General features: G+C 49.4%; 20 protein-coding genes and 1 other annotated feature (1 of these 21 cut by a window edge). Of the genes, 1 reads left to right on the forward strand and 19 read right to left on the reverse strand.

What is annotated here, in order from left to right; translation table 11 throughout:
• Nucleotides 1-34: 34 nt before the first annotated feature.
• The 8 genes from QMG93_RS03010 to QMG93_RS03045 form a co-directional block, all read right to left on the reverse strand.
• The gene (locus QMG93_RS03010) at nucleotides 35-331 is read right to left on the reverse strand and encodes a hypothetical protein (protein WP_281933409.1); all 297 of its coding nucleotides are present in this window, start codon (nucleotides 329-331) and stop codon (nucleotides 35-37) included.
• A complete protein-coding gene (locus tag QMG93_RS03015) occupies nucleotides 328-678 on the reverse strand; it encodes a hypothetical protein (protein ID WP_281933410.1) in 351 nt (116 codons plus the stop codon). The genes QMG93_RS03010 and QMG93_RS03015 overlap by 4 nt, the downstream gene beginning before the upstream one ends.
• Nucleotides 675-863 carry a hypothetical protein gene (locus QMG93_RS03020; RefSeq protein ID WP_281933411.1) on the reverse strand — a complete coding sequence of 63 codons (189 nt, stop codon included), beginning with the start codon at nucleotides 861-863 and terminating at the stop codon, nucleotides 675-677. Before QMG93_RS03020 ends, QMG93_RS03015 begins: the two co-directional genes overlap by 4 nt.
• On the reverse strand, nucleotides 853-1404 hold the full coding sequence (locus tag QMG93_RS03025; RefSeq protein WP_281933412.1) for a Rieske 2Fe-2S domain-containing protein: 552 nt from the start codon (nucleotides 1402-1404) through the stop codon (nucleotides 853-855). Before QMG93_RS03025 ends, QMG93_RS03020 begins: the two co-directional genes overlap by 11 nt.
• 24 nt (nucleotides 1405-1428) lie before the next feature.
• Complete coding sequence (locus tag QMG93_RS03030) at nucleotides 1429-1992, reverse strand: 4Fe-4S dicluster domain-containing protein (RefSeq protein WP_281933413.1); 564 nt, start codon at nucleotides 1990-1992, stop codon at nucleotides 1429-1431.
• A complete protein-coding gene (locus tag QMG93_RS03035; protein WP_281933414.1) occupies nucleotides 1989-4166 on the reverse strand; it encodes a molybdopterin oxidoreductase family protein in 2178 nt (725 codons plus the stop codon). The genes QMG93_RS03030 and QMG93_RS03035 overlap by 4 nt, the downstream gene beginning before the upstream one ends.
• Nucleotides 4153-5193, reverse strand: coding sequence for a hypothetical protein (locus QMG93_RS03040; RefSeq protein ID WP_281933415.1), 1041 nt, complete (start codon nucleotides 5191-5193; stop codon nucleotides 4153-4155). The genes QMG93_RS03035 and QMG93_RS03040 overlap by 14 nt, the downstream gene beginning before the upstream one ends.
• A gap of 74 nt (nucleotides 5194-5267) precedes the next feature.
• A complete protein-coding gene (locus QMG93_RS03045) occupies nucleotides 5268-6407 on the reverse strand; it encodes a TIGR04053 family radical SAM/SPASM domain-containing protein (RefSeq protein ID WP_281933416.1) in 1140 nt (379 codons plus the stop codon).
• 103 nt (nucleotides 6408-6510) lie between these two features.
• On the opposite strand from QMG93_RS03045, the gene QMG93_RS03050 reads away from it, so the two are divergent.
• Nucleotides 6511-6876: a group I truncated hemoglobin gene (locus QMG93_RS03050; RefSeq protein WP_063177970.1), complete on the forward strand. Its 366-nt coding sequence runs from the start codon at nucleotides 6511-6513 to the stop codon at nucleotides 6874-6876.
• 66 nt (nucleotides 6877-6942) lie between these two features.
• Here QMG93_RS03050 and QMG93_RS03055 read toward each other — a convergent pair whose 3' ends face one another.
• The 11 genes from QMG93_RS03055 to QMG93_RS03105 form a co-directional block, all read right to left on the reverse strand.
• Complete coding sequence (locus tag QMG93_RS03055) at nucleotides 6943-8445, reverse strand: nitrate/nitrite transporter (protein WP_281933417.1); 1503 nt, start codon at nucleotides 8443-8445, stop codon at nucleotides 6943-6945.
• Between the two features lie 362 nt (nucleotides 8446-8807).
• Entirely contained in the window at nucleotides 8808-10733 is a 1926-nt protein-coding gene (gene nrdD / locus QMG93_RS03060) for an anaerobic ribonucleoside-triphosphate reductase (RefSeq protein WP_281933418.1), read from the reverse strand.
• 45 nt (nucleotides 10734-10778) lie between these two features.
• Entirely contained in the window at nucleotides 10779-11438 is a 660-nt protein-coding gene (locus tag QMG93_RS03065; RefSeq protein ID WP_281933419.1) for a radical SAM protein, read from the reverse strand.
• 142 nt (nucleotides 11439-11580) lie between these two features.
• Complete coding sequence (ric, locus tag QMG93_RS03070) at nucleotides 11581-12297, reverse strand: iron-sulfur cluster repair di-iron protein (protein ID WP_281933420.1); 717 nt, start codon at nucleotides 12295-12297, stop codon at nucleotides 11581-11583.
• Between the two features lie 228 nt (nucleotides 12298-12525).
• Nucleotides 12526-13920 carry a radical SAM protein gene (locus tag QMG93_RS03075; protein ID WP_413789260.1) on the reverse strand — a complete coding sequence of 465 codons (1395 nt, stop codon included), beginning with the start codon at nucleotides 13918-13920 and terminating at the stop codon, nucleotides 12526-12528.
• 22 nt (nucleotides 13921-13942) lie between these two features.
• Entirely contained in the window at nucleotides 13943-14674 is a 732-nt protein-coding gene (locus tag QMG93_RS03080) for a YwiC-like family protein (protein WP_281933421.1), read from the reverse strand.
• 104 nt (nucleotides 14675-14778) lie between these two features.
• Nucleotides 14779-15552 carry an ABC transporter ATP-binding protein gene (locus QMG93_RS03085; protein WP_281933422.1) on the reverse strand — a complete coding sequence of 258 codons (774 nt, stop codon included), beginning with the start codon at nucleotides 15550-15552 and terminating at the stop codon, nucleotides 14779-14781.
• Entirely contained in the window at nucleotides 15549-16466 is a 918-nt protein-coding gene (locus QMG93_RS03090; RefSeq protein WP_281933423.1) for a FecCD family ABC transporter permease, read from the reverse strand. The genes QMG93_RS03085 and QMG93_RS03090 overlap by 4 nt, the downstream gene beginning before the upstream one ends.
• Nucleotides 16456-17526 (reverse strand): ABC transporter substrate-binding protein, encoded by a 1071-nt coding sequence (locus QMG93_RS03095; protein WP_281933424.1) that lies wholly within the window; start codon nucleotides 17524-17526, stop codon nucleotides 16456-16458. The genes QMG93_RS03090 and QMG93_RS03095 overlap by 11 nt, the downstream gene beginning before the upstream one ends.
• A 17-nt stretch (nucleotides 17527-17543) precedes the next feature.
• Nucleotides 17544-18395, reverse strand: a complete 852-nt coding sequence (locus QMG93_RS03100; protein ID WP_281933425.1) for a class I SAM-dependent methyltransferase — start codon at nucleotides 18393-18395, stop codon at nucleotides 17544-17546.
• Between the two features lie 219 nt (nucleotides 18396-18614).
• Nucleotides 18615-20510, reverse strand: coding sequence for an arginine--tRNA ligase (locus tag QMG93_RS03105; RefSeq protein WP_281933426.1), 1896 nt, complete (start codon nucleotides 20508-20510; stop codon nucleotides 18615-18617).
• Between the two features lie 55 nt (nucleotides 20511-20565).
• Nucleotides 20566-20722 (reverse strand) — a binding site (T-box leader); it runs 110 nt beyond the window's last position.

Genomic DNA, 20722 nt, shown 5'->3' on the forward strand with positions numbered 1-20722 from the left:
TGACATCATCGAATAGCGCATGGCTTCGCTTCTTCTATACGCGTTCTTCAAAGTAGATATGATAACACAGGTTGGCATGAGGATCATGCGAAACAAAACAGTTTCTTGCTTGGCTGCGCTCCAGCCTGGTCAATGATTCGTCAAATAAAGGGACGGAAAGAAACTGAGCGGCATTGAAATAAAACTTCAAATAGGCCCGGTCTTCCGTGAGCGCTGTCTTGAACAGGGTGAACGGCTTGGGCTGCGTTTGTTCTTCGCCCGAGAGATCTTCAATCCATACGGTGATCCGGCTTCCTTTATACTTGGATAACATCATGTCCCATTCCATCATAAGCCCCCGGCTTTGACGTTATTTTTGCCGCAATGGCTGCACTCCGCATGTTCCTTCACTTCGATCTCTAACCGGTAGCCCTGCAGCCAGTCCCAGAAATGAGGATCTGCCCGCTCTTCGAGATAGGCGAGCATGTCCTCCTCCTTTTCCCAAGCTCCTGTCCCCGTAACCTCTGCTACGACGTATTCCAGACCTTCTGCCTGTTTCTCCTCCAGGCTCCATTTCGCATGCTTCGGAAACAAGCTTTTCAGCTGATCGTCAATGGTTTGCTCAAAAGGTTGCCCGGACGCATCCGCCGCACGTTCCCGAATGAAACATAAATCCATGAAAAATTCAGATTTCTTCATCTATTTTTCACTTCCTTCTTGTAAATAAATAAGGCAATCGGAAACAGAACGACGTTTAACGCAGCAAACAGAAGAACAAGCTTATAGTTTTCAAAATAATAATTGTTGATCGTATACTGCGTGAAAATAATATTGAGCAGCAGCACAATACTCAGCAGGATGACGCCCCGATAGCTACGCTTCATACCGCTTCACTCCCGTTGCATAAATAGTCGGCCCTTCGACGGCTACGATAATTTCCGGCAGCGGCCTTCTTGGCGGTCCTCCTGTCGGAGCGCCCGATTTAGGGTCAAAAAAGCCGTGATGGCAAGGACAAACCATTCTTTTCTCCTCGCCGTTCCAAAATACGGGGCATTTCAGATGAGTGCATGCATTTTGATACGCTTTGTATTCATTTTCGCCTAAGCGGATCAGCAACGCCGAATCGTGTTCCCCCGGATAAGCAAACTCGACCGCCTCCCCTACTTTCAACGCTTGAACATCGGCGATTTTCATTTTGGGATGGCTTTTTTGGCCGAGCCCCGCAAGCTCTTTGGCCGCCAGTCCGCCCCAGGGAAGCGTGGAAATGGCAAACACCCCTGCCGCCCCCACCATCGTCTTCATAAAGCCGCGCCGGTCCAGGGTTCGCTCATTATTTTTACGAATGTTATGCGTATAATTGTCTTCGTTATACGGAACCTTGTTGTTCTTCTCTTTATCCATGCGGTCCACCCGCTTTCTAATCATAGTCGCTTTCCTTTATCGGACGGTTCAGAATAGCTTCTGTATTCCTTGGATAATACCGGGAAGGCTGATCTGCACACGGGTCTCCCCTTCCAGAGGCTCGAACGGCTGCCGGCTGGCGACCCATTTGCCTAGTCGGTGCTGCTCCCGCTTCTCGGCCAACTCGTTCTCGTCAATCCACTGCAGCGTATTGGTCGGGCAAACGGATGCGCACATCGGCGGGATGCCGTCCTTCGTACGGTCGTAACATAGATCGCATTTATACATCAGATTCTGCTCTTCATCAAATTTCGGAATCCCGTAAGGGCACGCAATCGTACAGTTCTGACATCCGATACATTTCTCGACGAGAGCGGACAGCACCGCTCCTTCTTCCGTGATCTGAATAGCTTGCGCCGGACAGCTTCTGGCGCATGCCGGGTTGACGCAGTGCAGGCACATCAGCGGAATCGTCTGCCGATCCACCAACGGGTTGACATCATAGACGTAATTGCGGTTCCGTTCGTCGTGACCGCCGCATTGTGTACAAGCCGCAAGACAGCTTCGGCAGCCGATGCAGTTGTCCATTTCGATATACAATAGTTTTTTCACAGCAGTGCCCCCTTCGTCCCATCCGCCAGCTTCTCAATCTGGGCTGCGCAAGCTTTAAATTCCGGCATTTTCGACATCGGGTCCAGCGCAGCAATGGTCAGAAGATTAATCGACTGCTCATGTCCAAAATGATAAGGGACAAACACAGTATCTTTACGAATGGCTTCGATGATCTTCACTTTAAAGTACGCTTCGCCTCGCCGGGTATACAAACGAACGATTTCTTCGTGCTCGATGCCGTACAGCTTGGCGGTTTCCGGGTGAACTTCGACGAACGGCTCCGGGCACATATCCCGCAAAAAGGGAATTCTTCGCGTCTGGTTCCCGGATAAGTAATGATAGACGACCCTGCCAGTGGTCAGCCTGAGCGGATACTGTTCACACGGCTCCTCCGCAGGCGGCCGGTAAGGAAGCGCACATATTTTCGCTTTGCCGTCCGGATGATAAAACTTCTTATCCAAAAACATATAGGGAGTTCCTTGATCCTGCTCGTCTCGGCAGGGCCAGAAAACACCGTTTTGCTTCTCGATTTTATCCCACGTCGCTCCGTAATAATCCGCATACCCGCCTTTGGAAGCAAGCCTGAATTCATCTGCAACTTTGCTTGCTGTCGTGAGATGACGGAAATATTGGCCCCGGCCGAGACGCTCGGCCAGCTCCACCTGAATCTGCCAATCCGGCTTCGACTCGCCAAGCGGCTCCTGGGCTTTATTGATCTTGATGATCCGGCCCTCCAGATTGGTCACGGTGCCCTCATCCTCCGACCATGTCACGGAAGGAAGGACGACATCGGCAAATTCCGCCGATTCCGATAAGAACATATCGCAGCAAACCATGAAATCCAGACTTTTCAGCGCCGCGCGGACGAAGTTTTGATTCGGTGCGGAAACCGCAGGATTGGAGCATAACAAATATAAGCCGCGAATCGTTTTTTCGGTCATCAATTCGAACATCTCATAAGCTGATACGCCGGGCTGTGGCATTTCTTCCGGCGTAATTCCCCAGACGCTGCACACTTCCTGCACGTGCTTCGGGTTCGTGATTTTGCGGTAACCCGGAAGCGCATCCGCTTTTTGTCCGTGCTCCCGGCCGCCCTGACCGTTTCCTTGGCCTGTAAACGTGGCGACTCCGGATTTGGGCCGGCCGATTTTGCCGGTCACCAGGCACATGTTCGTATAGGCCGATACGTTGTCCGTTCCTTTATGCTGCTGCTCGATCCCGCGTGCGAACAGGACGACGGCGTTCGGCGCTTTGCCGTAGATTTCCGCAGCCCGGATCAATTTCTCCGGCGCCACTCCCGTAATTTCACTCGTATATTCCGGGGTAAACGCCTTCACGACTTCCATCGTTTCTTCGAAGCCGTTCGTATGCTCGCGGATAAACGCTTCGTCCGCAAAGCCTTGCTGGATAAGCAAATTGACCATGCAGTTCGCGAGCGCCAGATCGGTGCCGGGCTTGAGATCGAGATGGACGTCGGCCCGTCTCGCAATCGGGGTTTCCCTCGGGTCCGCAACGATCAGATACCCACCGCGATTCTGCACCTCCCACACCCGGAACATCGAGGTCGGATGGCATTCGGCCGTATTGCTTCCGGCAATAAACAAGCAATCCGTCTGATGAATATCCGTCCATGGCAGCGTAGATCCGCGATCCACCCCAAGGCTGCGCATGAATCCGGCTGCCGCACTGGACATGCAGAATCTGCCGTTGTAATCGATGTAGCGCGTCTGCAGTCCGACGCGGGCAAATTTGCCGGTCAGGTAACATTTCTCATTCGTCATGGATACGCCGCTGAACACGGACAACGAATCTTTGCCGTAGTTGTTCTGCAATTCCTTGAACTTCCGCGCAATCAAGTCATAGGCTTCGTCCCACGACGCTTCGCGGAAGCCTTCCTTCGTTCCTTTCTTCGAGGCATCTTCCCGGATCAACGGCCGGAGCAGCCGGTCGTCATGGTTCGTTTGCTGGTAAGCGGTGACGCCTTTCGGGCACATTTTACCGAGATTCACCGGAAAATCGTACCGTGGCTCTACGCCGATAATCTTGTTGCTATCCGTATCCACCCTTAAATTCATGCCGCACTGCATGCCGCAGTAAGAACAGTGGGTCGGAACCAGCTTTTCCTTCGGATGATGCTTATTCTCAATCTCGCGATAAAATTTATCCTTTTGCATTCTGGTTCGCCTCCTTGACCTTGATTTCGTGGGTTGGGACACCCGCAAACCGCGACATGCGATACTTTCGTCGACAAGGCAAGCATAGCTCGGCGAGGTGAAAGCCTTCGTCCATCTTGAATTCGACGCCGCTTTGCTTCAACACTTGGATGACATCGTTCGACTGCTCGACCGAAACAAATCCGGCGCCGCACACCTTGCAGGCTTTCATTTCCTTCTCCCCATAGTGCTCCCGGTAATTGCGGGCCAGCACGCTCATCGGCCGGAACGGAATATGCGCCAGTTTACCGAATGGAAGGTAAATTAACGTAAGTATGACGGACCATTGATGAATCAGCGTAATGACCGGATGGCCCCAGCCGTGCAAGAAAATATTCACCCCCGTGAGCATCAATCCCGTAATGCTGATAAACAGGAGCAGATACAAGGGGAGAAAATCGTATACGAACGTTTGCTCCGCTCTTGCCTGCATGTTTTTGATGCGCCGGTACAGCGCCATACACACGCCGGCGATGACCATGAAAGCTGTAATGTTCAGTGCATTGTAAAACATGAAGGCAATCCAGCCGTCCGCTTGGACCCGCATGATGTCAAGGCCGAAGCCCACGACCGTGTAGGTTCTGTTATCCTCCATCGTAAAGTACATCCAACCGAATACGAGCGGAAACGTAACCAGGCAAGAGAGGATACAGCCCCACCCCAGCAAAATGTGCTGTGTCCAGCGGTAGACCCCGCGGTTCCATATAAACTTGTAGGTGGCCAAATGCTCAACGGTTGTTTGTGGAGTGCTTCTGCGAAACAGCAGCCGAAGGCCTTTCTTCATGATGACCTTCGTCGGCGGTCGCTCGGCCCAGGCGATAAACCGGTAGAAAAAACCGCCGATAAAAACGACCGTACCGACCATATACCCGTATAAAGCCAAGTCAATATGAGTAAAAAAACGGGAGCCGATATACATCAAAATGATGAGACAAACAACCGTAAAGAAGTAATTCTTAGCAAATTTAGATGCAAACGCCCGGTCCATGTTATGACCTCCATAATTCATTTTTGGTCACTTTCATTAAAGCATCGGCCTCTCCCCATTGACTGTGATGATAATCACAAGTTCGATCCAGGAAGCGAATTTTGTTGAAAAAACATCTTTGACTCCGCTGCCAAGGCTTTCGGTACATAAGCGCAGTAGGGATCGCTTTCCAGATAATCGCCGGTAACGGCATAGGCTCTCGCCCGCGAGCCTCCACACAATGCCTTGAATTCACAAACCCCGCACTTGCCCTTTAACCGCGATTTGTCGCGTAATGCGATCAGGACCGGAGAGCTGCGATAAATTTCCGTTAGCGGCCGCTCCCGGACATTCCCACATACGACAGGCAAAAATCCGCTAGGATATACATCCCCGGTATGGCTGATAAATACAAACCCGTCTCCGTCATTTACCCCTTTAGGCGCGCGTCCGAGAAGATCCGGGCGTTTCGTTCTCATGGCCGCAGCCTGCTCGCCTAAACGCTGCTTCTCCTGCAGGAGAACCCGCCGGTAATGCGGCGCTTCCGTTGCTTTTACACCATACGGCATCTTTTGCTGGATGTGACACAACCACTTCATCACTTCTTCGTGCTGCTCCGGGGTGATGATATCTTTCACCATCCCGCGTCCGGTGGGCACAAGGAAAAATACGCTCCAAAGCACGGCTTCCATCTCCTTGACCTTGTCCGCGATCGCTTCCAGATCATGAAGATTATATTGGGATACGGTCGTATTCACCTGAACCGGGATTTGCAGTTCCTTTAAGTATTCGATCCCTCTCATAGTCAGATCGTATGATCCTTTTGTTCCGCGAAAATGGTCATGAATCTCCGCACAGGAGCCGTCGAGACTGAACGCCCACCGCGACAGCCCGACTTCCTTCGCCTTCCGGACGGCTTCGCGTGTCACCTTCGGCGTGGCGCTCGGCGTCATGGAGACGGGAAGACCTCGCTCTTCGATCGCATAGCGGGCAAGCTCGAACAGATCGGGACGCATTAACGGATCTCCGCCGGTAAAGACGAATAGCGGGTTATCCATTTTGGCGATTTCGTCGATGAGTTGCTTCCCCTCTTCGAAAGATAGCTGTCCGGGGTCCGCTCTATACTGTGCCTCCGCTCGGCAGTGCAGACATTTCAAAGCGCAGGCCCGGGTGACTTCCCATATGACGATGAATGGATTTTCGTTGTAATCCCTTTCTTTTATAAGGGGCTTCAATAAGATCCCTCCTTCTCATTTGCCATCTGGAGAGAAAGCAAGAATATTTTTATTGATCCGAAGCATCCTATTTGTTGACATATTGTGACTCAGGAGGTTTCCTATGGAAACAACAAATAGCCTTTACGAAAAAGTTGGCGGAGAACAGGCCATTTCCAAAGTCGTCGATTATTTTTATAAACTTGTATTGGCAGATGATACGGTGAACGAGTTTTTTAAGAACACCGATATGGAAAAACAACGGCGCCACCAGACCAAATTTATCAGTTTTGCGTTAGGAGGGCCCAACCAATACTCGGGAAAATCCATGGCCAAAGCTCATGAAGGCATGAACCTGCAGCCGGCTCACTTTAATGCCATCGTTAAGCATCTGCACGATTCACTTGCGCATTTCGGCGTCAGCGAGCCGGAAATCGAGCAAGCCTTGTCACATGTAGCCGAGTTAAAAGACGATATCCTGTATAAGTAGGGAATGAGAAGAAAGCTGAGAAAGACCGCAGACTTGCATAGGTCCGAAGCTTTCTCAGCTTCTTTTTTATTTACTTCTTAGCTCTGAAATGTCACTGAACATCCCCGCGTAATGCTTTACTTCGCCGGCGTCGTTTTTGATCGCGCTGATCGTCAACCATTGAAGGTACTCGTCGCCGTTTTTCCTCCGGTTCCATATCTCGCCCTGCCAGAAGCCCTTCTCTTTGATCGTTTTCCACATCGCGGCATAAAAATCCGATGGCTGTTTTCCTGATTTTAATATGCGCGGATTTTCCCCGACGATTTCCTCCTGCGTATAGCCGGTCACTTTGGTGAACGCCGGATTCACCTGCCGGATCGTGCCCTTCAAATCTGTGATAACAATGGCTTCCGCCGTATTTTCAATAATTTCCGTTGCCAAACGAAGCCGGTCTTGATAATACATCCAGAACACAAGGACAAGACTGACTAAAGCAAACTCGGACAAGGCCATGAATCCGATTGCATAGTGGCCCGTCAAGCTTAATAACGAAGCGAGAATCAGAGGCGGGAAAAATCCCCCAAGGCCGCCCATGGCGGAAACGATTCCGTTCACAAGCCCGGCCTGCTTCAGGAAATAGAGGGGCACCAGCTTGAAGATCGTGCCATTTCCCGTCCCTGCGCAAACCGCGATCAGCAGACAACCGACGGTATAAAGCTGAATGTCCGGCGAGAAGGACAGCAAGATGCCGGATAAGGTCAGCCCACCGAATACGAACATCAGAATGATGAAAGAATTGAACTTGTCGCCCAGCCATCCGCCGATCGGCCGTGCCGCCGTCGCGATCGCGATAAACATAGCCGTTCGGAAGCCCGCGTCCGCCTTGGCCAATTGAAAGTGGCTGACGAGAAAATTCGGCAAATAGATGGTGAATGCGACGAAGCAGCCGAAGGTGATAAAATAAAACAGGCTGATCGCCCATAACCGCGGATTGCGGTAAATTTCCTTCATCTGCTCCCGCACCGGGGTCACGACCTTCGGCTCCTTGCGGTCACCGAGAAAAACATGAAGGAGGACAAACACGGCTAGCAAAATCATATACAGCTGGACGGTGGCAGACCATCCGATCGAGCCTGCGATAACGGGAGCGCCGAATGCCGATACCGCCGTCCCGAGGTTGCCGATGCCGTAAAGCCCGTTCACAGAACCGTGCTTTTCCTTCGGATAATATTTCGGCAGCGAGGTAACGCCGACCGAAAATACGGCGCCGCCGATGCCGAGGAAGAAACCGCCGATCAGCAGATCGACGAACGTCGTTGCCTGGCTTACATAATAGACGGGAAACAGCAGCAGAACAAAGCTGATGGCGAACAGCTTTCTCGCGCCGTATTTATTCGTCCAGAAACCGATCGGAATGCGCAGGACCGACCCCAAAATTACCGGCACGGCCGTTACCCAGGACAGCTGGCCCGGAGTCATCGGGATGTCCGACTTGATGAAAGGCATGAGCGAAGACAGAATCACCCAAACCGCAAAACCGAGAATAAGACTTACCGTCTGCAACGGCAATTGTAGCTTTCGAACATCCATCCTTTTCCCCTCCACTTCATAATCAATCGTCATCGTTCCATTTTCATAAATTTCATTTCGGGCTTATGCCTGGGGCACAAGACGTGGCTGCGGCGCAAGTCGGCAACCGGCGCGCCGCCTCCCCTTCCCAAGTGTAACGATGCCTCCTTTACGGAATGTTCTTTTCAATGGGAACATCCTGAAAATAACATTTCTCACGATTTCATCACTGTGATCCAAATCATTATGAACCGCAGTTATACAGCGTAAAATAACTCACTTTCACAAAATGTACACAGATTACACGAATACCGCATCCCGTTATCCTGCGCCCAGATGATTGTTTTCTTCGCAGGAAAGCTGCCACGTGCGCAGTTCATCGGTTACAGCTCTTCAACCTTAACTCGCTTTCTCGTATTCCAGTCAAACCTTCTCGCTTTGCTCCAAAAGTTGAACTCCCCGTGATAACAACCTTCCTTATCCACCTTGATGCTTTTTCTGGAGATCATCTTTACATAACCGATCACACGGCTGAATGTGGCGATATCGTCACTGCCGCAAACCGGACAATTCCCGATATGCTTTCCATCCTGCGCCACCAATTGCCGATTGCAGCTTAAGCAGCTTGTAAGGGTAGGTGTAAGCGTGATGTAGTTAATCGGCTTTTCGAATATGTTACTGAGATATTGCGCAAGTTGGCCCGGTGCAAGCTTGCTTTCCACAAAATGATGGAGGATGCTTCCCGATGTGGCGTACCCCTGAAATTCCGCACTGTTTTCGATTTGCTTGAGGAAATCTTCCTCACTAAACGGAAGCATGCACCCGGACGTCAGGTATACGTTATCGCCGCTGCCCTGAACATAGACATGCCGTCCATGCTGTTTCCCCCATTTCAAATCATGCCGGGCAAGCTTGATGGCAGCGTTCTCCCCGGGAGCATATTCAATCCCGCAGGCTACTTTATCCCGCACGATGAACTCATTGATGATGTCAGTCATAGCTTGCATGAGACGATGAGCCAGCCTCTTGCCGTCCTCATTCAACAATCCGCCTTCATAGCCCATATTATGCAATCCCTCGTGCATCCCGGTCACGGCAAATACGTTAAAATAGTTTTTCAGATCGTTGTTGAAGGCGAAAAACGTCGGGTACAGCTCTTTATTTCTTTCGATCCATGCCCTTTTGGCCTGATGGCCTTGCTGCATGAGTTCGAGATTCTCTCTGATTTTTTCCAAAAGTAGAGAATCGTTATGTCCAAATTCCATCAGCATTCGATTCAAGTTAAGATTCAACACTTGCACGGCGCCGGTCGATCCGGTAGAGCTGCCAAAAATGCCGCTTCCGGCTCTTGAAAGCACGGTCAAATCGATCTGCAGCCTGCAGCATAAACTGCGGCTCGCTTCCGGATCGCGCGGTTTCAACAAAGGATTGCGTTTTTTGTAATATTCATTTTCAAACGGCTCCGTCCGGAAGTTTTCAAAGTAGACGCCGCCCCAATAATACATTTGCTCCAGCAAGTACAGAAACAGCTCGTCTTGAAAATTAAAATGATCGTCAATTTGAACGGTAATTAAAGGAAACGTAAATGGAATCCCTGTTCCCGTCCCCTCTTTCATCACATCGATAATCGCCTTGTTGATCCGGTCAAAATAGATTGGCGGAATATCTTGATATTTGATATTTTTGGTAACGCCTCCGATCATGACGTATTCGTTTTTGATTTCCTCGGACGGTTTGCCGAATTCCATTGTGATGTTCGAAAATGCGGATTGCGAGCCTCCGCGCAGCGGCATGTTCATTTCCCATATCAAGCCTTGAAACAACTGCTTCAGTTCGTGATCCGAATACGCTTTACCGTTATCCAATTGTTCAAAGTACAGGTAGGATGCAGATATGGTGGTCAATTGGGACAACATCACCGCGCCAGACACCTGCTGCGACATTAGAACGATGACGTTGCTGACGTGTCTTAACAAAACATCCAGCTTTTTCGTCGGTTTGGAGGACAGCATATTTTTGGCCAAATTGGGGATTCCCATCATCGCGATATCTTTGCATCCGACGCTCATGCAGTACGGGCTTAATTGCTTATCGTGTATGTATACGACGCCTTCTTTATAGAGCTCCGTCAGTTTGGACGGCAATATGTGCGACAGCAAATATTCCTCTTCAGCAAAGTTTGTAAGATTGTGGCGCAGCAGGGGCAGAGAGTACACAAAATTGCTATTCTCGCGTTTTAAATAGTCCGATTTTTTGTCTTCGACCTCCGAGGTGAATTTTTCGATGATTTCGTTAAAATGAGTAAACATGCATCCGTTCCTCCCTGACTACGATCGTCTTGATTTCATTCCTGTTCAAGCCGGAAAATAAAATTCGTTTAATTTATACGTGACCTCGCTGTTGTAACGCTCCTTCAGTTCATCGACATAGCTGCGAATTTGTTCAAAATACTCCTCGCTTAAAACAGGATATTTTACGGTACGCACCTGACTGAAAGGACTATTGTGCCGAATGACCAATTGGATCGCCGACATCATGTTTTGAACCAGCGCAGGGGTAGGAACGACGCCGAGAACGGCTTGATAGGCGGCCATATCGACGTTCCTATTGAAAGCATGGTACGGCAATTTCATATCGATATGAATCCCGTCAGCCAGCTCTCTCTCCAGCAAATGGCGTATTTTCTCAGGAAACGTGCCGTTCGTGTTAATGATGATTTTACCCGGGAACCCTTTCCTCAGTTCCGCTAGAAACAAGATGATTTCTGTAAGATTTCCCATCAAAAACTCTCCACCGCTGAAGATGAGGGCATCGAATAAATATCCGTTCATCTTGATTTGTTGCAAAATATCACCCGCCAACAAATAATGCTCATGCTTGGATGCAACCAATTCATCGTAGTTATGACATCCGAAGCAGTGCAAATTACAGCCGGCAAGAGAATGAATCACTAAAGAGGTATTCCCCGGCAGATCGTCAAAAGTCCGAATCATGATTGGATAAAATCGTAGCACCTTCCCGTTAACCTCCTCTCCGAAACTATCTATATATGGTGTTTTCGTTATCATTTTATCACCATATATAGTATATTTCGGTGATGCAAGTCACATAAAGAGGTCGCCTTCCATAGACGACCTCTTCTTGGAAACTTGCTTGTTAAGACTCGTTGGCGGGATTGCTCACACGCTGGAAAAGAATGTTGTTTTCCAGGTGAATATGCTGGAACAAATCCGATTCGAGCTCTTGCAGCTTGTGGAACGCCAGCGTGTAAGTCCGGCATGCGCCGGCCGGCAGTTCATAATCGCCCGTGACGGCTCTCATCTCGTGCAGGAGATTGCCGACGCCACTGTGATCCGCCTCAAGCTCCCTAATCGCATTTGCCGTTTTCTCCGCAAGGGATGGAGAAGGATCGTGCTCCAATTCTCTTATTAACGGAAAGACAGACGCTTCCTCGGCGATCAAATGCTGCTCAAGCTCCATTTTCATCTGATGAAAAAGCATATGAAGCTTGGCGAGCTCACGGCGTTCCGGACCGTGTACCCGCAAAATTTTGGTGACGAATTCGCTTAACACAGGGAGCTCCCGTTCCAAATACGCGTGATGGGTGGTGACGATATGATCGATCAACCGACTCGACGAGAGCTTGCTCCAGTCCGTGTTGGGATCGGTTTTTTGGTTCGCTTCCGCGTAGAACCGGTTTAGTTTCTCTAGGAAAGCTGCTTCCTCGATGTTTTTCTGTCTTAGCGCTGTTATTAGAGGACGGCCCCCGCCGCAGCAAAAGTCGATGCAGTGCTCCTGAAATAAGTTACTGGACCCGGGAAAAGCGGTCACGATTTGTCCGATCGTTTCGGAACCGTTAAAAGAAGTGTTCATTAGCTTGACCTCCTTTTGACATGACCGTTGTTCCTAATGATCATGTTCTTGTCTAAATTGTAATGCAACGAGCATAAGCCTACTGTGTTTACAATCACGTTTTTTCTGCTCCTAGCCCCAAAATGAAAAGTCCAAGGTTCGTTGCCGGTAAGCAACAAAACTTGGACTTTTTCCAGAATGAGGTTGAATTTGTCTTAAGCAAGATTTCCAGGTACCGACTTCAATATTTTACCGGTATTCACCGCTTGCGCGGTTGTTATGGCCGGACGAATCCATTTCATGTTCTTCTCCACCTCCTTTGACTTGATCTTGGCTCTTCCCGATCAATTCCAGCACGTGCTTGAGTTTTCTTTTCTCATGCGGACAGGGACGCTTCCCCGTTCGCATCCGGTATAACGGGCAATGGTTTCCTTGACAGGCGGGGCGGAAATAACATGTGCGGCAAACCGGGTCCCGCTCTTCGCCGGAGCCGGTCCATCTCGCTATTTTGTCCATATCGAGAACCATGCTTCCGTCTGCGTGAAGCTGCCCGACATGATTCACCGGGTCGTCCAGCGCAACCGAGCATTTGTACAACCGTCCGTCCGCCCCAATCACGAACGCATTGGGCTTGGCGGCATAACAGACGGCTCCGGACGGCATAAGCGAATCGATGATCGTCTCGCTGAGTGGCAGCCCTTGCTCCACCCCAAGGCCCGTCAATTCCCATAGATGCGCATCCGAAGCGGTCCGGTCGCACACGGGAATCCGGTCGTCATTTCGTCCGCCCCACCGGCCGACCGGCCGGATCAGCAGCTGAAACCGCTTGTCACCCTCGAACCAAGCGAAAAGCTTCGTCAGCAAATCCGGCACTTCATCCGCGTTATCCTCGTCAAAATTGATTCGAATATCGACAGCAAACGAAGCATCGACATCACGAAGCTCCTTTAAATTGCCGATGATTTTCTCGAACGTTCCGCCGCCTCCGCGAAGGCACCTTCTCCTGTCGTGGACCGTTTCCGTTCCATCCAGCGTCACCATGAATCGGCGCACGTTCCGGTCGAGCAGCTCCATAAACCGCTCTTTCGTCAAAAAGTATCCGTTTGTGGACATGTCTGCGGAGTAGCTGATGCTGTTTTTTGAGCAGCTTTCCAAGAAAGAATCCGACAATTCAACGATCGTATCGGGAACAAGCATTGGTTCGCCGCCGAACCAGCTAATTGCTAGATGATCCATGTTTTCGGCAGCTTGCCGGACGTACGCTTTTAAACCGTCGATCGTCTCCCGCGTCATGGCGCCACAGGGAAAGCTCTGGTAACAATACGTGCAGCGAAAGTTGCACGCTTCTGTAGGCATGATCACGAGATGCATCGATTTCGCTTCGTTCAGAGCAGCGTGCAGCTTTTGCGCCTGCGCAAGCTCGTCCGTCCCGTCCGGCACCAAAAATCCGGCATCGCACAGATCGGAGGCCATTCCGGACAACTCCTCATGGCGTGCCCCCTTCCCCAGTACTCGAAGGACTTCTGCCTCCTCGTCCGGTTCAAAGGCAGCCATGGCGCCGGATAAGGAGCTGTAAATCATCCCTCCTTTTCCGTTCCATCGCACGATGGTGGAATAGCGGGAAGGTATCCAACGGTTTGTCACTTGTGCCAATCCTTATCACCCTTCATCGTTGAATGAGCACAGCGGAAAAAATGACGAACAGTACCGCACCCACAATTTCAATCATTCCCGCCTTCGAGGGACGCACCGGCTTGCCTGCGAAAGCAAAAGCCCGCGCAGCGGAAAACACATAAGCGAGGATCATCCACGGATGGCCCGCCGCCCACAGCACGAGTGGGAGCAAAATGTGATATGCTCGCGTATAAGCGATCCAGCGTTTGTTTTCTCTTTCGCGAAATATGGCTTTCACAAAAAAGACGCTGCTTGTAAAATACAAAAAGCTGAACAGAACGACCATCGCCATCATCCGGTCCCAGCCTCCACCGCCCACCAGGTAAGCGGCTGCTCCACTAAGGCTGAACATAAGGATGGCACAAAGATCGTTAAGCAGCGCCCTTTCCGATTTGTGTCTCGTATGCCATATGTTCACCGAAAGCAGCACAAAAAGAAGCGGGCCGAAATAGAGCAATGCCGGATGGCTGATAAGCGATGGCACCAAACAACAAGCCGCAACTAAACCGTAAATCGTCCCCCATTGGATCCAATGCCGCCGATTGGCTTTATTTTTCATGGATTGAAGAAAAGGATAAGACGATAGATAGAGAAACAACCATCCCATAAATAACGGCAGATGCATCAACTGCGGCTTCCCGGCGAACAGGCCGAGCAGAAAAGGAACACTGACCATCGCCCAACCGCCGTGTTCATGAGGAATCACTATAGTTCGCTTCTTCATGGGACAGTCGCTCCTCTCGCACCTTATTGCATAACCATCATATAATTGTCTCCCCCGTCCGCTCTATGATATTATGCACATCCCTTGCAGATCGCGAGGATGTTTTAGATCCCTTCGGCTACACAGGCCATTCTATCGTTTTCCTTTAAATACACGAGCTTCAAATTAATGTTATATATCTTTTTCAGCTTCTCTTCGCTTAAAATATGTGCGGCATGGCCGCATTCAAATTGGCCTGACTTGTCCATGATTCCGATTTTATCGTTCAGCAATATGGCATGATCCGGTGTATGCGTGGTCATGATGATGCCGTAGCCTTTGTGGGACAGTTTTTTTATGATTTCAATCGTTCGTATTTGATTTCCATAATCTAACTGCGAGGTCGGTTCATCCATTAATATGATTTTGGATTGCTGAGCAATGGCTCTGGCAATGGTGACCAACTGTCTCTCTCCACCACTAAGCTCCGTATATGGCTTGGTTAACAAATGACCGATCCCGATCATCTCGATGGCCTCAAGCGCAATGTTGTAATCCTTGTCGGACGGCATTGAAAATGCCGAGATATACGGCGAGCGCCCCATGACAACGAATTCCTTGACCGTAAATGCATAGGCAGGCACATGGTTTTGAGGAACATAGCCGATATTTTTTGCAAACTCATTCATGGTATAGTCATAAATCGATTTTCCGTCCAGGAAAATATCCCCCTGCTCCCCTTTAAGCAGCCTCGCTATACAGTTCAACAGGGTAGACTTGCCCGACCCGTTGGGTCCCAAAATCGAAAGAATCTCTCCCTCGTTCAGGCTGAAGGATACATTGGAAAAAACGTTCTTTTGTTTAAATGAAAAACTGACATTGCTTACTTCCAGTTTCATGTCATGTTCATCCTTTGTTTATGGAGAATCCAAAAATAAAAAGGCGCTCCCACAAGCCCCGTTAAAATACTGATGGGCAATTCTGCCGGGAAAACGATTCTTGATAGCGTATCAATCATTAACAAAAATCCTCCTCCTAAGATGATAGAAAGAGGAAATAACCTTGTATTGTCCGGCCCAATCAGCATTCGTCCCAAATGAGGAACGATTAGCCCGATCCAACCGATGGTTCCACTAACACATACGGCACAAGCGGTTAAAACTGTAGACAGCACGATGACGAGACCGCGATAAAACTCCGTATGGACGCCCAGGTTTTTGGCCTCGCTTTCTCCTAAAGCAAGAATATTGACTCTCCATCGGATAGCGAGTAGTAACAGCATCGAGATCACCATAACGAGAATGATGGTTGAACGATTTTTCATGAACTTCGGAATCGCGCTTGTGATCATAACGGCCAATATGCCTCCGGCCAAGGAGGAGATTTGTAAGCCGAATGTCCCTAAATGAAAAAGTATGGCTAGAGCAGCCCCTAACCCCGCACCGGAAGAAACACCTAAAATGTCCGGGGAAACCAAAGGATTTCTAAAAATCCCTTGGTAAGCGGCCCCAGCCAATGCCAGCGAACCCCCGATCACAATGGAAGCGATGATCCTGGGCAATCGTAAATTCAAAATAATATTTTCAATGGTTTGATTTACATTTGACGGCTTTCCAAGCAGCTTCGAGGATAAAACGTCCAAGACATCCGAAATCGGAATACCATATCGCCCTAAGCAAAGCGCTGCGATCGAAAGGACGAACAGCAGGAGCCATAGCGTTAAAAAAAGCATATAATCTCTAACCTTGCTGTTTGAACCAGCCTTTTCCTTTATCGCTTCCATCTTCTGCTCACCCGTTTTTTTATTTAACAACTTCTCCTTTTAACAGCTGCTCCAGTTGCTGATCGGTCATGTCGAAATTCGAATATTCCTTATAAAACTTTCTGGTTTCCTCTTTCATATCCATCACGAACAAATCGGGATGGAACGTAGCTGCCGCCCACAAAATTTGCAAGGCGCTTTCCGCCCCAAAGCGGTCCCAAGCAAAGCACCCGGATGGGATTACGAATATTTTATTGTTTTTTACCGCTTTAATTTCACTCCACTCCGGAGTTGTTTTGAAGCTCTGTACAACCTTCTTGCTCCCTTCTCCGCCACTGACTACGATGATGTCGGGATTTTTCTTTAAAATATCTTCCGGGGTCACGGTCACCCGCATGCCTTTCCCCAAATCGGAGGTTGCAAATTTCCCTCCGCCGTTGGTCACCCATTCTTCCATAATAGTTCCGGCGCCAGTTGTTGAGTACATATTATCAACCGCATAATAAACGACCGGTTTATCTTCTTCCCGTAAGTTTTTAAACGTGTCTTGAACCTTGTTTAGATTTCCGTCAATGTAGGCGACCAATCGATCTGTTTTACTTTTGTAATCGCTGCCTAAAATATCGCCTAAAGCAGAAACGGATTGTTTCATGGTTTTATAATTGTTAAACATTAGATTAACACCCTTTAAACCGACTTGGGTGTAGCTTTTTATATTATCGTCGCTGGCAGTTATGATCACTTCGGGGTCCAGTTTCAGCAGTTCCTCGGCATTCTCTTCTGCTGTTGGAATTTGCTCCAGCTTCGGATAAATAAGCTTATTAAAGGGCAAAGTTTTCACATATTTATGTACGCCTACTAATTTATCGCCGGCCCCTAAGAAAATCATCATGGTTGCAGACGACGGCCAAGTATTAACAACTCTTGTTATTTTGCCCGGCAGTTCGACTTCTTTCCCCGACATGCTGACGACTTTTTTGGTTGTGGTTGCATTCGCATCAGGTTTGGAGTCGGCAGCCTTAACTTCAGCGTCTGCATGGTTCGTTGCCGTTGATTTTGCGCATCCCGCAACAACGATCGTCATGGCAAGTAAACATAGCATGATGTTCATCTTTCTTTGTCTCATCGTTAGACTCCCTCGTATGCAAAATCCACGTCTTCAGGCTTCCACCACATGACATAAGTGGAGGTTTCTCTTACAAACCGAACGGAACCGTCCTTACCTTCGATCAAATACTTCTCTACATTGTGCCTAAATACATCTTCTTGATCCTCGTCCACCGTTCCTAAAGTTCTTAGATCATCATAGGCTTCTTTTTTATTCCGAAAGTTTTTTTCAAACCCGTCTTTCACGATGACGACGCTCGGATCAATCCCCAAGTCGTACAGCATATTAAACCGAATGTTATACCCGAGCTGGCGGTTTTCCTTGAAGTCCAGCTGTACATTGCCTCTTACTCCGCGAAATAAATCCAATTGTATCGATCTTAAGGACGGCCCGTTGGCAAAGCTCAAAAGAAAGACATATTTTTTGGCAAGCTTATTTAGTCTCTTAATATCTTTTAGCGCAACGGTGCGTGATGCAAAAACGACATCATGCTGTTCTAATTGGTTGATTTCACTTTCGTTATTCCAATCCACCAGATGAAAATGAACATTATCCGCCTGCTCTTCTTCGGCGTATTTTCTTGCATAACTCAACATGTTCGGAGAAGCATCGATGGCGGTAACGCTGCTCACTTTTTTGGAAATGGGCACGCACAATCTTCCTGTCCCGCAGCCTACATCCAGAACACGGTCACGGGGGTCCAGAATCATAGCGTCCACTTGATGTTTCGTATAACTTTTTTCCATTCTGGACATTTTGTCATACATATAGCCGAACTGATCCCAAAACTTAGCCGGATCTACGTCCCTGTCATCCGTTGTCTTGCCATAAGCGAGTTCAAGCATCTTTTCCCAATTGATGATCCCGGCCATTCCATCCACATCCCTTTCAACTCCATTATTGGTACGAACCACATCATACATATTAATATTAAATAGATTTATTTAAAGTGATTATCCGCACCATTATATGGAATTCAATATACTTAATTATATTTAGATATAATTGATTATATTTAATTTTATTTGTGGAAATCAAAATATATGGCGAACGACCGAGAACATTTGTACGACTCTATCACATATCGATGTCTACATCCGGTTCGGCGCAGGCAAGCCGAGGATGGACAGCCCGTCGTGCATCGTATCGCGATACCGCCCGGCCAGCCATAGACGGAACCGCTTAGCGCCTTCGCCCGCTTTCAGAATCTCGCACGTCGCATAGAAATGGTTGAAAAGCGACGCCAGCTCATACAGGTACGTACAAAGCACATTTGGCGCCAAACCGGCAACAACTTCCTCCAAGGTCTCCGGCCAGTAAGCGAGCTGCTTGAGAACCGCATATTCCTGCGGCGCAAGCCCCTCTGCGACCGGATATGCCGCAATCTTGGCGATGTCGCTCATCGCCGTGTCCGTCAGGGAACGGCCTTTATCCAAAATGCTGCATGCACTGGCATAAGAGTACAATAAATACACGCCGGTATTGCCGGACACCTCCGTTGCCTGTTCCAAATCAAACACCACTTCCGTCTGCAGATGGAATTTAAGCAAATAGTACCTGATCGCTGCCGCTGCGATCGAACGGCTGTCCAAACCTTCGTGCTGCGAGCGCTTTGCTTCGATGACGGCTTCCATGTGTGCGACAAGATCCGCCACTTTGATGCCGATCCCCTGTCTCCCGGACATCGGATACGATGACCTGCCGTCGGATGTATCGACGCCAAGACTTTCGGCCGTCGCCCGACTCAGTGATACCACTCCATAGCTGACGTGATACAGTTGAGCAGCTTGCTTATCGTACCCCAATGCAGACAATGCCTGCTTCACCATCTGCTGCGGGTACTCCTGGCGATAGTCGATCACGTTGACGACCCTATCCGCCCGCCCAATGTCCTGCTCCACGCCTTGCGCATGCGTGGACCATACCCCATCGCCGAAGGATTGATAGCGGAATTGTTTATCCAGCAAACCGAACTTCCATAGGTGATAGGCGATATCTTTCGCCGTATACGTCAGTATCCCGTTGGAACGTACCAGCACCTTGTCGCTGTGAAATTCCGTCTGTCCGGCTGGATCGCTCTCCTCCGCCATTTGCTTGAGCACCCAACAGCCCGCCAGCTTGCCTTCGCTTTCCTGCCGGAACAGATCGGTTTTTTGCAGCCTCTCAAACGTCTCCTGCCAGAAGCCTTCACGAACAATGCTGCTCTCCCACACCAGCACATCGTAGTCAATTCCAAACTGCCGCATGTCCTCCAGATGCTCCTTGACGATTTGCTCCGCTACCAACGTACCGAGCCAGGCAATATTGTTGTGACCTAGCTCCAAATGATGCAATACATTCGCCCGTTCCTGCTCCAGCTCGGGCTGTTCGCGGTACTTCCGGTTGATTTCCGCATAGACGTCCCAGCAAAAATCGCCAAACCGGGTATGCTGCTGCTGTACCGACGTCCGCAATACGCCGACAACCGTATCGGCCAGTTGGTTGCCCAAATCGTCAATGTAATTGTGAACCTCAACCTGATGGCCCACCCGCTTAAGCATCCTTGCCAAAGTATCGCCAATGCACGAATTACGCAAATGTCCGATATGCGCCGATTTATTCGGATTAATCGATGTATGCTCGATCAATACTTTTTTGCGCTCATTTTCCGGCTGGAAAGCATCCCGGCGATGCGAGTTAACGATCCAGTGCTCCCAATGGATAAACAAATTCACAAACCCCGGCGCCGCGACCTCAATATGCTCGAACCAACCCGCAAGCCCCGGATGATGAACGAGCCTCGCCTTAATTTCGTTAGCGATCGTCAAGGGGTTTTTCTTGAGCACGCGCGCCAGCTTCATGGCCAGATTCGTGCTGTACTCCCCATGCCGGTCATTTGCCGGATGCTCAATCACGATCGACAGTTCTTGCGGTACGGCATGCCCCGCTTCTTGAAGAAGCTGCTCTGCAATGTCTTCAAGCGCTTGATGAAGCTGCTTATGAATCATTATCCCGACCTCCATATGGATAAATTTATGAAAATCAAAAAGGCCCCCGTCTCCAAAAAGAGACGAGAGCCTATTGCTTCCCGCGGTACCACTCTATGTGCAAATCGCCAAAATGGGCGATTCGCCGCTTATTCTTGTAACGGTCCGTGACCGGATCTGCCTACTGCGCATCGTCCCGAAGGCTTGTAGCCTAGCTTGACGAGTCCGGTTCG

Origin of the sequence: Paenibacillus tyrphae, assembly GCF_027925525.1 — a bacterium.
Lineage (GTDB): Bacteria > Bacillota > Bacilli > Paenibacillales > NBRC-103111 > Paenibacillus_G > Paenibacillus_G tyrfis_B.

Bases quoted from the DNA above. Each gene is read 5' to 3' on its own strand.
- QMG93_RS03085 (WP_281933422.1), bottom strand. From the start codon at position 15,552: ATGAAACTGGAAGTAAGCAATGTCAGTTTTTCATTTAAACAAAAGAAC.
- QMG93_RS03095 (WP_281933424.1), bottom strand. From the start codon at position 17,526: ATGAACATCATGCTATGTTTACTTGCCATGACGATCGTTGTTGCGGGA.
- QMG93_RS03020 (WP_281933411.1), bottom strand. From the start codon at position 863: ATGAAGCGTAGCTATCGGGGCGTCATCCTGCTGAGTATTGTGCTGCTG.
- QMG93_RS03080 (WP_281933421.1), bottom strand. From the start codon at position 14,674: ATGAAGAAGCGAACTATAGTGATTCCTCATGAACACGGCGGTTGGGCG.
- QMG93_RS03040 (WP_281933415.1), bottom strand. From the start codon at position 5,193: ATGGACCGGGCGTTTGCATCTAAATTTGCTAAGAATTACTTCTTTACG.
- QMG93_RS03035 (WP_281933414.1), bottom strand. From the start codon at position 4,166: ATGCAAAAGGATAAATTTTATCGCGAGATTGAGAATAAGCATCATCCG.
- QMG93_RS03055 (WP_281933417.1), bottom strand. From the start codon at position 8,445: ATGGATGTTCGAAAGCTACAATTGCCGTTGCAGACGGTAAGTCTTATT.
- QMG93_RS03100 (WP_281933425.1), bottom strand. From the start codon at position 18,395: ATGGCCGGGATCATCAATTGGGAAAAGATGCTTGAACTCGCTTATGGC.
- ric (WP_281933420.1), bottom strand. From the start codon at position 12,297: ATGAACACTTCTTTTAACGGTTCCGAAACGATCGGACAAATCGTGACC.
- QMG93_RS03010 (WP_281933409.1), bottom strand. From the start codon at position 331: ATGATGGAATGGGACATGATGTTATCCAAGTATAAAGGAAGCCGGATC.
- QMG93_RS03050 (WP_063177970.1), top strand. From the start codon at position 6,511: ATGGAAACAACAAATAGCCTTTACGAAAAAGTTGGCGGAGAACAGGCC.
- QMG93_RS03105 (WP_281933426.1), bottom strand. From the start codon at position 20,510: ATGATTCATAAGCAGCTTCATCAAGCGCTTGAAGACATTGCAGAGCAG.
- QMG93_RS03025 (WP_281933412.1), bottom strand. From the start codon at position 1,404: ATGATTAGAAAGCGGGTGGACCGCATGGATAAAGAGAAGAACAACAAG.
- QMG93_RS03015 (WP_281933410.1), bottom strand. From the start codon at position 678: ATGAAGAAATCTGAATTTTTCATGGATTTATGTTTCATTCGGGAACGT.
- nrdD (WP_281933418.1), bottom strand. From the start codon at position 10,733: ATGTTTACTCATTTTAACGAAATCATCGAAAAATTCACCTCGGAGGTC.